Genomic DNA, 15217 nt, shown 5'->3' on the forward strand with positions numbered 1-15217 from the left:
TTTCTTCTTTTTGATGTCCAATATGTCAAAGATCCTCTTTCCCTCGCGGGATGCGTGGAGAATAACGGATTCGAACCGTTGACCCTCTGCGTGCAAGGCAGATGCTCTAGCCAGCTGAGCTAATCCCCCTCATTCGGAGTAGTCCCAGGCAGAGTTGAACTGCCGACCTCTACATTATCAGTGTAGCGCTCTAACCAACTGAGCTATAGGACTGTCAACTTTGCCAAGACTTACGTCCCAGCGTCATCTTTCTCTCTCCGACCGGCCTTCCGGTCATTGATCTATATAATAAACATAATCTCAACAGCAGCACAAGGCGATCGATACCTCGTATGACCTCGGTACGGAATCCTAAAGCTCCAGAAAGGAGGTGTTCCAGCCGCACCTTCCGGTACGGCTACCTTGTTACGACTTAGCCCCAGTCACCAGTTTTACCCTAGGCCGATCCTTTCGGTTACGGACTTCAGGTACCCCCGGCTCCCATGGCTTGACGGGCGGTGTGTACAAGGCCCGGGAACGTATTCACCGCGCCATGGCTGATGCGCGATTACTAGCGAATCCAGCTTCACGGAGTCGGGTTGCAGACTCCGATCCGAACTGAGACGTGGTTTGGGGATTCGCTCCCTGTCGCCAGGTGGCTTCCCTTTGTCCACGCCATTGTAACACGTGTGTCGCCCCGGATGTAAGGGCCGTGCTGATTTGACGTCATCCCCGCCTTCCTCGCAGCTTACGCTGGCAGTCCCACCAGAGTCCTCAGCCTAACCTGTTAGTAACTAGTGGCAAGGGTTGCGCTCGTTATGGCACTTAAGCCGACACCTCACGGCACGAGCTGACGACAACCATGCAGCACCTCGCAAATCGCTATTGCTAGAGGCTCTGTTTCCAGAGCGGTCGAAATGCGTTCAAACCCGGGTAAGGTTCCTCGCGTATCATCGAATTAAACCACATGTTCCTCCGCTTGTGCGGGCCCCCGTCAATTCCTTTGAGTTTCACCGTTGCCGGCGTACTCCCCAGGTGGATCACTTAACGCTTTCGCTGTGCCGCTTACAGTGTATCGCAAACAGCTAGTGATCATCGTTTACTGCGTGGACTACCAGGGTATCTAATCCTGTTTGATCCCCACGCTTTCGTGCATCAGCGTCAGTCATGGCTTGGCAGGCTGCCTTCGCAATCGGGGTTCTGCGTGATATCTAAGCATTTCACCGCTACACCACGCATTCCGCCTGCCTCAAACATACTCAAGCCCCCCAGTTTCAACGGCAATTCTATGGTTGAGCCACAGACTTTCACCGCTGACTTAAAAGGCCGCCTACGCACCCTTTAAACCCAATAAATCCGGATAACGCTCGGATCCTCCGTATTACCGCGGCTGCTGGCACGGAGTTAGCCGATCCTTATTCATAAGGTACATACAAAACAGGACACGTCCCGCACTTTATTCCCTTATAAAAGAGGTTTACGATCCATAGAACCTTCATCCCTCACGCGACTTGGCTGGTTCAGGCTCGCGCCCATTGACCAATATTCCTCACTGCTGCCTCCCGTAGGAGTTTGGTCCGTGTCTCAGTACCAATGTGGGGGACCTTCCTCTCAGAACCCCTATCCATCGTCGGTTTGGTGGGCCGTTACCCCGCCAACTGCCTAATGGAACGCATGCCTATCTATCAGCGATGAATCTTTAGCAAATATCCCCATGCGGGGCCCCTGCTTTATGCGGTATTAGTCCGACTTTCGCCGGGTTATCCCCCTCTGATAGGCAAGTTGCATACGCGTTACTCACCCGTGCGCCGGTCGCCGGCGGGTATCGCTACCCCCGCTGCCCCTCGACTTGCATGTGTTAAGCCTGTCGCTAGCGTTCATCCTGAGCCAGGATCAAACTCTTCGTTGTTTAAATTGTTTTATTATCCTCGCTCCGGAATCCGTTATTGTAGTCCAAAGTCATACTTCTTGACGGTATCAATCCGGAAAATTAATTTTCCTATACTTGTACTACTTGTTGAATTATGTAAATCTCTCAAAGAACTCTTGTCGCTATCGTTTCTCGATTGCGGCTGCAAAGGTAAGGACTTTTTTTAATCTCCAAATTTTTCGGTGAAAAATTCTCGATTTATTTTCTCTCGTCGATCTCCGGGCGGTTGGAAATTATCGCTTGGCCCAGCCAACCTCATCCCCTACCCAAGGATACCTCCACGTTTCCATCATTTCTGAAGCGCCGTTCTCTCTCGAATGCGGGTGCAAAAGTAATGCTATAAAACATACAATCCAAATTTATCGGGCATTATTTTGCAAGTTTTTTCTCAACGAGGGGATCGGGTACATTATAATATAGCACACGCAAAAATACCGACTGCTCACGGAAACGATATAGCCGGTACCCTTGCCATCATAGCGGCAATACTGTGCCACTACGATGGCACGGCCCTGCCACACGGATGGCACAGCGTTGCCACTGTGATGGCACGACCGTGCCAAAGGCGATAAATAAACTGGCACTGCAAACAATTGATAAACAATCATATGCTAGCATAAAAATTTCCCCAGAGGAGACATCTAAAAGACAGGGGACTTTATCTTTTATCTAGATATCTAAAGACAGAATAAAAATCTGCCGTTTTTTTTCATATATTTGAGGTCTCATCTAAATATAAACAAATAATGAAGCACTTGAGTTCCTCTATTTTATTGGGGCTTGGGTTGTTTTCCTTCTTCTCCTGTAAAGAAGCGACAGCGCCCGCCCCTATCCTGCCCGTTCCCACGCCGGCACAAGTTGAATGGCATAAGATGGAAACATACGCCTTTGTCCATTTCGGATTAAATACGTTCAATGATCTGGAATGGGGTTACGGAAATACTCCCGCCTCCACATTCAATCCAACGGATCTGGATTGCGATCAATGGGCGCAAACAATCAAAGCCGCCGGATTGAAAGGCGTAATCTTAACCACCAAGCATCACGACGGTTTCTGTCTATGGCCTACCGCCACAACCGAATATAGCGTAAAGAATTCTCCTTGGAAAGATGGCAAAGGGGATATGGTAAAAGAACTATCCGACGCTTGTAAGAAACACGGGCTGAAATTCGGTGTCTATCTCTCCCCTTGGGACAGAAACAGTGAGAATTACGGACAACCGGGATATGTAGAGAAATTCCATGCCCAATTACATGAATTAGTCTCCAACTATGGCCCGTTGTTCGAATACTGGTTTGATGGGGCAAACGGTGGCAATGGCTGGTATGGCGGCACGAATGAAACCCGTGCTATAGACGCCAAGACCTATTATCAATATGAGCGGGCACGAGACACGATCAAGGCGCACCACCCGGACATCATGGTTTTCGGAGGGACAGTACCCGATATCCGCTGGATCGGTAACGAGGAAGGTTGGGCCGGTGATACCCAATGGAGCATCTTCGCCCCGGAACCCTCCATGCCTACTTTCCAACAGAGTGTATGGGGAGATGAGAACGGACCGATGTGGCTAGGTGGAGAATGCGATGTATCTATCCGTCCGGGATGGTTCTATCACTCCCGGGAAGATCACCAAGTCAAATCTCTGGCAAAATTAGTCGATCTTTATTACCGAAGCGTCGGGCATAACGCCAATTTTCTATTGAACTTCCCCGTAGCGTTGAACGGAAAAATAAGTCCGGTAGACTCCGCCCGTGCCGTACAATGGTATCAAACCATCCAAAATGACTTTAAGGAGAATCTTTTGAAAGGGTGTTACGTACAAGCGAGCAATAAAAGAGGACGTAATTTTAGTCCCAATAAGGCAGTAGATGGGGATTGGGATACCTATTGGGCTACGGACGATGGAGTAACCAGTGGTTCATTGACTTTCACGTTAACCCATCCTACCGATGTAAACCGCTTGGTAATACAAGAATATATCCCATTAGGACAACGAGTACGCTCGTTCAATATCGAACTCGAGCAAGGGGGTAAATGGATTCCGGCACAGACCGTGGATTCTACGACAACTGTCGGCTATAAACGAATTGTCCGTTTCCTGACCGAGAAAGCGGAGAAGATACGCATCAACTTCACGGACGCCCGCGGGCCGCTTTGTATCAATAACGTGGAGGCATACCTTGCCCCCGCCTTGGTGACCGAGCCAACGATTGCCCGTAATATCAATGACGAGGTAACCATACAGGCCGGGGATAAAGGCTCCGAGGTTCATTATACCACCGACGGTTCAGATCCGACCAAGGACTCACCGCTTTATCAGGCGCCATTCGCTTTCGCTCAAAAAGGAACTGTCAAGGCGATTGCCTATGATCCGACTTTCGATACAGTCAGTCCGGTTTCCGCGCAAACGTTCGATATTCCTGCTTGTGATTACACGATCGTATCACCGAAAGATGAGAAAACCAGCCTGATCCTAGACGGAAACGGCTACACAACCTACTATTTGCCACAAGGGAAACAAGAGTTAGTCGTACAATTAGCGAAAGAAATGCCTATATCCGGATTCCGCTACACCCCGAACCAAGGACGTGACGCAAGCGGTCATATCTCCAACTATCAATTATATATTAATGGAAAGAAGGTGGCCGAAGGCGAATTCTCCAATATCAAGGCTAACCCGATCGAGCAAGTCGTACATTTCCCGATAACGAAAGGTAACCAAATCCGTTTGGTCGCAACCCGTATCGTAGATAATAAAAAGCAAGCGGGTATCGGTGAATTCTCGGTAATTACGGAAAAATAAAGAATATCTAATAAAAGCAGAAGGGACCGCCTCGAAAGTTTAATTTCCAGAGGCGGCCCCTTTTAATTATTTATCAATCTTTTATTTATCCTTGAAGGTACCGGTTCATTTGCTTATACACGGCACGTATATTTAATGGTTTAGATATATGAGCGTTCATACCGGCCTCCCTACTTTTCTGCACATCCTCAGCGAATGCGTTGGCTGTCATAGCGAAGATAGGAACCTTTTGAGCATCAGAACGCCCTAATGCACGAATACATCGGGTAGCCTCATAGCCATCCATATGAGGCATCTGCACATCCATCAATATCAAATCATAATACCCTTCGGCAGACTCCTTAAACATCTCTACGGCCTGTACCCCGTCCTCAGCACTCTCCACCGACGCACCGGTAACTCCGATCAATTCCTCCGCTATCTCCCGGTTAAGCTCATTGTCCTCAACCAATAAGATCCGTTTACCTTTGAAGTCATAATCAACAGCATAACAATCCTTCGCAAGGTCATTCCTCCCATTAATATCGGAAAAACGAGTGGGCTTACCCGATTCCTTTATTTTGCCGAAAGGCAGATCAACGGTGAATGTACTGCCACTCCCCTGCACGCTCGTCACATGTATGCCACCACCCATCAACCCTGTGAAACGCTTAACGATAGAAAGCCCTAATCCTGTACCTCCATATTTATAAGTAACATCCACATTTTCCTGTTCGAACGATTCGAAGATTTTATCATAATTCTCCTCGGCTATACCACATCCCGTATCGATTACCTCGAAACGAAGGTAAACATTCTCTTGATCCTCACCTGTTTTAGATACCCGAAGTTTAATCATTCCCTTGGCCGGCGTAAATTTCAGCGCATTCGATAACAGGTTGGAGAGAACTTGATTCAAGCGCAAGGAGTCTCCTATAATCTGTACTTCCAGATCACTAGCCAATATCGTCTCATAGCTGATCCCTTTACTCTTGGCCTGCTCGCCATACAGATTTTCAAAGTCCTGCAAGAATGCCCGGAAATTAAAGCTCTCATGTCGAAGTTCCACTTTTCCGCTTTCTATCTTCGACATATCCAGCACGTCGTTAATGAGAGCGAGAAGATGCTTGGAAGACATGATTACTTTCTCAAGACAGTCCTTTATCTTATCGGTATTATCTATATTTTGCATGGCGATAGTACTCATACCTACAATTCCGTTCATCGGCGTACGGATCTCATGACTCATCCGGGAAAGAAACTCGCTCTTCGCCAAGTTAGCCGCCTCAGCCCGTTTCAGGTTGCCCTGTATCACGGTCGCTTTCATCCGGGCCCCTATAGCCAGCAGTAATGCCGTAAATAGCACCGACAGGACAAACATCACGATAAACATAAATTGTAAGGGATTCGCATATATAAAGTCCGTAAGAGAGAATTCATTGACGCCGATAGATTCCAGATTCCGATTGCGTATAACAGTCCTCTCGGACTCAGAAAGATTATTGATCGCCTTGTTGAGTACGGTTAATAAATCCGGGTCAACCGGGGTAGGTAACGCAAAACTTATCGCACTCTGATCATTGACCAATGTCACAGGAGCAAGATTGGTGAAATGATAACGCGAAATATCCTGTTCCATTTTAGAGGACAATCCATAGATAAAATCAGCCTCTCCGCTATTGACAGCGGCTAATGCCTCCTTAATGCCCGGATAGGACCGAATCTTCTCCGCAGATATGCCACTTGGAAATCGCTGACTTTCCACCAAAGCACCAACCAAACCCGGAGCGGGATAACTACAGGCTTTATTGCGTACTATGATATTGTTCGCACTCACATAAGAGGCTGAAAGCGCAAGCCCTAGCTGGGCCGCATCGTTCTCATCTCCCAAGAAAAAGCCTAAGATATCAGCTTTCCCTCGTTGTACCAGATGGACCGCATCACTATAATTCTTCGCATACACATACGAAAAATCCAAACCCGTAAAGTCCTTGATCTCATCCAATACATCCACCATGATACCGACATGGTTCTTCTGGGAGGTTTCTTTACAATAAAAAGGATACCAATTCTCCGGAACGGCTACCGTGATCGTTTTCCTTTTCTTGACATATTCCAGATCCCGGTCACTAAATTGGATATTTACAAGTCGGGCAGGAAAGTTAGCGGCATAACGCTCTGCCGCGAAATTTGGATTGGCATCCAAGATCCGTTCCAAAGCCATATTCAAACCATCCAATACTTCCTTATTACCCGGATTGGTTACGATATAATAGGGTTGAGAATTATATGTAGCGATCACCCGTACAGAATCGTGATTGTAAATAATGCCACTCAACAGCAAGTCTATCTCTCCATTCATTAAATAAAAATATAATCCCTCGTCGTTCTTCTGCATATCTTTCAAGCTGTAATATTGGAACTTACAGTCTAATCCGTTGATAGCCAAAAACTCCTTGAGGCGGCGAATATTTTCTTTCGCATTCTCATATACACCGATGATTTTCCCGTTCATACTCTCCAAATTATAGCTATGGATAGTACGATCGTCAGAACGAGCAAGCAACAAAGAACGGCTATATCCCATATTGTAATCCGGATAAGCATAATATTTCTCTAAACCGGGTATATAATAGTTTCCACCCATCAATTCATACTGACCTGCGACAAATTCATTCAACACGGTTTGCCTATTCGTATCAATGTACTCGTATTCCCAACCGGTATATTTGGCAATCTCATTGAGATAGTCCACGAGCATACCATGATGACTACCGTCCTCCGCCGTCCAACTCATGCCTACCACCTGCGGAAAGGCAACCCGGAGCACACGTTTTTCACTTGTCCGTGCTAACGCAGACAAATGAAACGCCAGCATTATAAATACTAACAAACTTATAGTTATACCATGACCCACATATCTCAGAAGTAAGTTCATTATAATGTATATCTTTTATTATCGGCTTTCCCGATGATAACAACCCCTAGACCTCTCCGCAAAACAACGATTTATTTAGGATAATGCCTATTCATTCTTGTGAACAAAGCTTTTGCGTACCCCAAAACAGAGTACGCAAATATACTACATTTTATATCACAGCGGATTATAAAATAATTGATTTTTAAGAGAAGATACTATAAAAACAGAAGGGACCGCCTCGAAGGTAAAACACCTCGAAGCAGTCCCTTTCCTAAATCCCAACAAACTTTTATCCCATCGAACTATTGATTACCTGCGTGGTTTTCTCAAAACTCTTCTTTAAGACCTCCTTTACATCCATGGTTTCCCAATATCCCTTATTAAAAAGCTCTACGGATAACCCACCCCGGAAACCGGAGTCGTATAGCAAAGGAAGTACCTTATTAAACGGGCAAATACCATCTCCCGGAAACACCCGATCCGAATCTCTCAACTCCGTACGAGGAGGCAACTCCGGATAATCGTTGATATGAAAAACCGGAAGGATCTTCCCATTTATCAAGCGTAAACTATCAAAACTATTTCCTCCTCTGTACAAATGGTAGAAATCCAATAAGACAGAAGCCCGCGAATGCCCGGAGGCGATCGCTATCGCCATGGTATCCGATAATTGATTCAGAACCCCGGCTCCCCATAGTTCCAATATCGGAGTGACACCCATCTCATCCCCTAAATCCAGTATCGCCCGATAGCGTTCGGAATACTCCGGCAACCGTGTACGATCCAATTGAGTAACTCCTTGAGCAGGAGCGGCGATAAATTTACCGCCCAATCCCGCTACCATCTCCATATCATGCCGCATTTGGTTTAGCCCTTCCTTCCGTTTCGAAGGATCATCGGCAAACCACGAGGCAAAACCGATCATATTCTCCAATAAAAGTCCGGAGCCTTCCAGCTGACGCCTGAGTGTCTCATAAGTTCCCCCTTGCTTTATGAACGCATCCACATCACGGGTCCATAACTCAATTCCCTCAAAACCAGCCTCGGCACATAAATCAATCTGTTTTTGAACAGGAAGTTTATAACCCGCTATCGTAGAGACATTGAGACAGACACGGAAAGGACGTTTCGAAGAGGATGCTTCGGGTGATGGCTCCTCTTTTTTCTTCGGAGCGCAAGAAGCCAAGCCTGCGAACGTACTGCCCAAAACCGCCAGACCGGTAGTCCGAAGCATATTACGTCTTGAAATCTTTTTCTCAAGCATAACACTCTCGTTTTAAATTAAACCTCCAAAGATTTACGGGCCTCCCGGTCCGGATCATTCCGAGCCTCACACGTATTATTCAAGATCATCACCTCTCCATTTTCTTCCGTGTATTTCGGCCAAGCGGGTAACTCTCCTCCGTTCGGATCTCCTGTCCGCATGAAATTCAACAAAGCGCCAGACATCTTATCTGACAACGCACGAGGTACCTTACCTCCACCCGTATGGGTAAACATCCGATCCGTATTTTTAAACCAGAAACAGATATCCGAGCAATGGAACGCACGCATACGGTTATTAAACAAGGGCGGACACCAGCCAAACCAAGCTACATACACAGGCTGGCCTTGCTTTAATTTTGCGTTAGCCGCCTCAACCACTCGTTGACGGGAAGACAAAATCATCGCCCAAAGCTCCATCGGAGTCTTATCCGGGAAATTCTTGGCGAAAGCCTTCACGATCGATTCCGCTTTATCACCATATTGACTTCTCAGTTTCTCGATCACACCGTCTTGAGTGATTTTTTCCAAGGCCGCATCCACCCTGTTCGGGTTCCATTCATGGAAAGTCGTACAGAATATCATCGGGACGACAGGAGACTCCAAATGGCTCTCACCGGAGTAGAATACACCGGCCGGAATATTCCGGTCATCAGCAACAGGGCCAAAAGTCCGTCTCATGCTAATCCCTTGATCTTCCCAGCACTTTTTACAAGCCCTATCCGCTATATCCAAATATTCCCGCCAAGGTATTCTTTGCAATTTATCCAGTTGGGAAGCGGTCAGCCCCGCTTCTCTCAAAATATATTCTCCCACCTTCCGGGTCATCACCTGATCGGAAGCTCCTACCGTAGATCCACTTAAAGCCACGGCTCTATGGATCAAACCTTTTGCCGCCGGCATAGCGGCTACCGTACAGACCTTAGAACCTCCTCCGGATTGTCCCATAACCGTTACGTTCCCGGGATCTCCACCGAAATTGGCGATATTATCATGTACCCATCGCAAGGCGGCAATAATATCTAACATCCCCACGTTTCCGGAATCCTTATACGCTTCTCCACCAACACCAGATAAGTCAGAGAAGCCAATCGGCCCCAACCGATGATTAATGGAACAGAATACGATATCTCCTTCCCGGCTTATATTCTCTCCATGATATCCATCCTGCTCGATCCCACTACCATTTGTAAAACCGCCGCCATGCAGCCACACCAATACGGGACGTCTCTTTCCATCCGCGATACCCGGTGTCCATACATTTAAATATAAGCAATCCTCACTCACATCCCAGTAGTTCCAATGATCGGCAAAAGTTCCGTAATTATTGGGCCACCGGTTCTCCATACGTTGCGGCGCCGTATTCCCATAAAAAACCGCTGGTCTCACATCTGTCCACGGCTCTGGCTTTTGGGGAGGCATAAAGCGATTTTTTCCCGACGTATCAGCCCCATAAGGAACTCCCAAGAACGTATATACATGATTCAGCAGATATCCCTGCACCTTCCCATACTCTGTCTGGGCAATGGCGATATCGTCACCGATAAATAAAAACTGTCCATCCTCTCCTTCCTTGACGTTTTGTTTAAGGGAGGAATCCCCGGACGGGGCACATGAGGAAGCCGTTACCAAGCTTCCCATGCTTAAAGAGGCTGTGCCCAGTCCTAGGTTTTTCACGAATTCTCGTCTATCCATATGCATAAAAACACAACTATTAATATCCCGGATTCTGTTTCCAAGATTGGTTTTTCGTAATCTGATCGTATGGTATCGGGAATAAATCACGCGAATTATTATTCAAGGCTTCCTTAAATGTCCAGCTACCTTTAGCGAACTTATCCCAACGAACCAAGTCTTGACGACGCCAACCTTCCCACGCAAATTCACGGCCACGTTCATTGATCAACTCATCCAACGTTAATGTTTCCGGAGTATACACGGGCTGATTTGCCCTTTCACGTATTAACTGGAATGCAGGTTCCGCACACAAAGCTGATAAAGTAGCGGCATTACCACCTCTCAAAATAGCTTCAGCCTTCATATAATAGATATCGGCTAAACGATATAAAACAAAATCATTGTTCATATTACCAGTCATACCCAACTCATATTCATACTTCTGAATACGAGCACCTTCCCAACGATAAGCGGCATTAATAGAAGATACATCAATAGTCAATTCCAATTGTTTTCCCGGATTATCACCATCCTCAACAGGCTCTCCCGTGACCTTATCATAAATCAAACCGTAAATAAAAGTCGCCTTTTTCCGGGTATCGTCATCTTTATATAAAGCAAGGAAGTCCGGAGTAGCGCAACCTCCATTCCAACCGCCCACATTTATACCCCACATCTGGCGAGACTTGGGATGTCCGGAGAATTTATGGAAATGAAACTCGTAGTCTCCATTTGAATTGATACCATTTTGCATCGGTACCACGAAAATATTTTCTTTACAAGACTCATTCGCCACTTTAAATGGAGCGGAGAAATCAGATACGACCTCATAATATCCAGAGTTAATCACTTTATCGCAATACTCTATCACTTTATTCATATCGTCCTTATCGTAAGAAGAGGCCCCTTTGAACACCTTTGCGTTCAAATATAGTTTTGCCAACATCGTATAAGCCATCGATTTCGTACATCTTCCATAATTCTCGGCAGACGGAGCGTCATCCAAATATTCCATATTATCTAAGATACAATCTACGACTTTCTGATAAAGCTCAGGACGGCTTGTCTGAGGAGAAGCCGTGATTTCACTCTCATATGTATCGATATAAGGAACATTCCCGAATAAATCCAGTAAGATAGAATAATAGAAACATCTCAAGATGACAGTCTCCGCACGATATTTATTATAGATATCGACATCCATCTCCTCTTTATATGTATCCAAGTCGTAAACCACACGGTTACATGTCGTTATTCCAGAAAATACGGAAATCCACACATTATTCAATGCATCCAGATTGTATTGCCATTGATGACGATGGAAATCCTGCCATACCCCTCCGTCATACCAGTCATTACCCGGCGCACGAGTCGGAACAACACATTCATCCGAGGAAACAGTCTGCAACCCCCATACTCCCCAGTGATTCTGATAAGCCTGCAATTCCGCATAGGCAGCACCTACCGCTTGCGGAATCAAAGAAGGATCCGCATAAAAGTCATTTGAGACCATTTGTCCCGTCGTATCTTCATCCATATCCGTACAAGAAGGAGCGATAACCAAGAAACAAATCATTGACACTATATATATTAAACTATATTTTTTCATAACCTTCGATATTTAGAGTATCCATTAAAACGTAACATTCAAACCAAGAATAAAAGAACGACTAGCCGGATAATAACGAGTCCTCTCAATACCCATATTATCTAATCCTACCATATCAACCTCCGGGTCGATACCCTTATAGCCTGTGATCGTAAACAAGTTCTGACCAGTCAAGTACAAACGTAAGTTTTGCATGAAACCTAATTTCTTCACCGGCACATTATAACCCAATGTGATATTGTCCAACTTCACAAAAGAACCATCCTCCAAATAATAACTAGAGGCTTGAGCCGCATCTTGCAAAGGGATATCCATTACCGAAGCCAACATATTCTTCTCCTTTCCAGCCACATTCCGATTCTCCAATGCCATACGGCTTACATTATATACATCATTGCCTACGACAGCACGGAATGTAAACGATAAATCGAAGTCACGATATTTAAACTCGTTAGTCCATCCTGCAATAAAATCAGGTTGCGCATTACCTACGATCTCACGATCCTCATTATATGTAAAGTCACCACTACCATCGACATCCTTGAATTTCCATTTACCATCTTCCGTAAATCCCTCGAATACCGGCAAATAAAAATCACCGACCTTGCCACCCGGGACCAAACGAATCAATGGAGTCGAGTTCATACCTCCTAAATCACCATCCGACAAATAACCGGTCTCAATCCAGTCAGTCTGGAAAGTCTCATTACTTAATTTGTCCAATTTATTCGTGTTAAATGAGAAGTTAATAGAACTAGTCCATGAGAAGTTCTTATTCTGCACCGGGGTTCCGGAAACAGAGAATTCCAGACCTTTACTTGTAGCGTCGCCAACATTCGCCAACATAGAAGAATATTGATAAGGAGGAGTCGGAACCTTATATTTATACAACAAATCTGAAACCTTACGGGTATACAAATCAACGGTCACGTTCAAGCGGTTATTCAACGCTGCAAAATCAACACCTAGATTCCATTCGCCTTTCCGCTCCCATTTCAAATCCGGATTCTGGTTCTGTGTCGGCCCATAAGCATTGATCCATTGTTTAGAAGTATGATCATAAAAACGGCCTACCACTCCCATCATTGACAAAGACAAATAATTATCTGAAGGCATATTTCCTGTCACGCCATATCCCAAGCGCAATTTCAAATCGTTAATCCAGCTAGCGCTTTCCATAAAAGCCTCATTACCGATAGACCAACCGACACTTACCGCAGGGAAAGTTCCCCATTTATAATCCGCACCTAAACGAGTAGAGCCCTCACGTCGTACAGACGCTGATAACAAGTAACGATTTCCCCAGTTATAATTTACACGGCCGAAGAACGAAACCAAATTATCTTGAGAAACCGAACCATCCATCATGCTTTGGCTAGGGTTATTAATCAAGTTACTACCCGCACCCAAATTATAGTAAGAATATACATCCGAATCAAAATTCGAGTTGTTCATGCCAAATGACTCCCGATAATTATGCTCATAGGTATATCCACCTAATACCACTAAATGATGTTCTCCAAAAGATTTTACATAGTCGATCGTCGTCTCCAGTGTTTTATTAAAACGAGTATTAAAACTCCGAGACGCTGACCCGAAACTAGAAGTGTTAAATACCTCTCGTGAGGTATAAGTACCCTTATTTATATCAGAGTATTTCAATGAGCCAAAAGCTTGCGCACGAAGTCCTTCCAAAATGTTCCAAGTTACACGAGCAGACCCTTGGAAAAGTCCGCCTTTTGTACGACGGTCACGCTGCATAATATAAGCCACCGGATTTGAATATCCCTGAATATCCAGCGCATAATACCCTCCGGCATCTATCGTTCCCGTCTCGTCGTATACGGGTGCCGTAGGATTATAATAATACGCATGCTTAAAAGCGGAATAATCATCATAGCTGGAATTCTCACCTTCCCGGTCAAAACGACGATAAGTAGCGTCGTATGCTATTTGAATCTTTTTATCGAATAAATTCTGATTAGCGGAAAAACGAGCGATCATCTCATTGAACCCTGACTTAAGAGCGATACCTTGATTATTTCGATAAGATACAGAAGCCCGGTAATTAAAATCGGTCGTACCTCCTGTCAATGCCAAGTTATGCGAATGGGAGAACGGAGTTCGGGTAATCTCATCCATCCAATTCGTATCATATCCCCGGTCGTTTCCCCCATTTGCCAAAAACTGGTCACGATCCATGACTTCCAATTGATTGGCTATGGAAGAGATAGACATATATCCATTGTAGGTAACGCTCATCTTCCCGGCAGAACCTCGTTTTGTCGTAACCAAGATAACGCCATTCGTTCCACGGGTTCCATATATCGCCGCCGCTGAACCATCCTTCAATACATCGATACTTTCAATATCATCTTGTGGAATAGCGGATAAATCCCCTTGAGGAATACCATCAATGACGATCAACGGAGAAGTATTACCGGTTAAGGATGAAGTTCCACGTAATTGGAACTTATACTCTCCATTCGGGTCGCCGGCATTTGGTTTGGATATATTCAAACCTGCCACTTTACCTTGCAACATACCCATTGGGTCAGACTGTACGCCCTTAATCAAGTCTCCCTCCTTCAAGCCTGCAACAGAGCCGGTCAATTCTTTCTTTTTCTGAGAGCCATATCCCACGGCTACCACTTCTTGAAGTCCAATACTTTCTTCCTCCAAGCTCACATTTATCGTGTTCTTTCCATTTACCGGAATCTCTGCGGTCTTATATCCAATATAAGAAACAATCAATACGGCATTTGATGATACATTCGAGATCTGATACATACCGCTTATATCAGAAATCGTACCGTTAGTCGTTCCTTTCACCGCTACATTAGCACCAATGATCGGTTCGCCTGTCATAGATTCCTTTACAACTCCTTTTACTGTAATCGTTTGCGCCATCATGGGAAAGAATAACGCCAAACTAACGATCAAAAACAGGGCCTTTCGAAGCCATACTTTCTTTTTTTGATTTTCCATAACTCATTCATTTAAAGTTGACATTGTTTTTACAAAAAACGACCGGAGATCTCAATGTGCTGTAA

6 protein-coding genes, 2 tRNA genes and 1 rRNA gene are annotated in these 15217 nt (G+C 45.3%); 1 reads left to right on the forward strand and 8 read right to left on the reverse strand.

What is annotated here, in order from left to right:
* Positions 1-55: 55 nt before the first annotated feature.
* The 3 genes from ACYIA1_RS14635 to ACYIA1_RS14645 form a co-directional block, all read right to left on the reverse strand.
* Positions 56-129: transfer RNA gene (locus ACYIA1_RS14635), tRNA-Ala, on the reverse strand.
* 10 nt (positions 130-139) lie between these two features.
* Positions 140-213: transfer RNA gene (locus tag ACYIA1_RS14640), tRNA-Ile, on the reverse strand.
* Positions 214-363: 150 nt separating this feature from the next.
* Positions 364-1888: ribosomal RNA gene (locus ACYIA1_RS14645) — 16S ribosomal RNA — on the reverse strand.
* Positions 1889-2655: 767 nt separating this feature from the next.
* Here ACYIA1_RS14645 and ACYIA1_RS14650 point away from each other — a divergent pair.
* Entirely contained in the window at positions 2656-4716 is a 2061-nt protein-coding gene (locus tag ACYIA1_RS14650; RefSeq protein WP_258885200.1) for an alpha-L-fucosidase, read from the forward strand.
* Between the two features lie 85 nt (positions 4717-4801).
* On the opposite strand, the gene ACYIA1_RS14655 is transcribed toward ACYIA1_RS14650, so the two are convergent.
* The 5 genes from ACYIA1_RS14655 to ACYIA1_RS14675 all read right to left on the reverse strand — a co-directional run bounded on the left by ACYIA1_RS14655 (position 4802) and on the right by ACYIA1_RS14675 (position 15152).
* Complete coding sequence (locus ACYIA1_RS14655; protein WP_309595759.1) at positions 4802-7633, reverse strand: ATP-binding protein; 2832 nt, start codon at positions 7631-7633, stop codon at positions 4802-4804.
* 271 nt (positions 7634-7904) lie between these two features.
* Entirely contained in the window at positions 7905-8879 is a 975-nt protein-coding gene (locus ACYIA1_RS14660; protein WP_259012238.1) for a sugar phosphate isomerase/epimerase family protein, read from the reverse strand.
* Between the two features lie 17 nt (positions 8880-8896).
* Positions 8897-10579, reverse strand: a complete 1683-nt coding sequence (locus ACYIA1_RS14665; protein WP_480335655.1) for a carboxylesterase/lipase family protein — start codon at positions 10577-10579, stop codon at positions 8897-8899.
* A gap of 13 nt (positions 10580-10592) precedes the next feature.
* On the reverse strand, positions 10593-12164 hold the full coding sequence (locus ACYIA1_RS14670; RefSeq protein ID WP_008774386.1) for a RagB/SusD family nutrient uptake outer membrane protein: 1572 nt from the start codon (positions 12162-12164) through the stop codon (positions 10593-10595).
* A gap of 24 nt (positions 12165-12188) precedes the next feature.
* On the reverse strand, positions 12189-15152 hold the full coding sequence (locus ACYIA1_RS14675) for a SusC/RagA family TonB-linked outer membrane protein (RefSeq protein ID WP_121773572.1): 2964 nt from the start codon (positions 15150-15152) through the stop codon (positions 12189-12191).
* Positions 15153-15217: the final 65 nt, after the last annotated feature.

The sequence above is a fragment of the Parabacteroides sp. KHUB-02 genome (assembly GCF_056640955.1).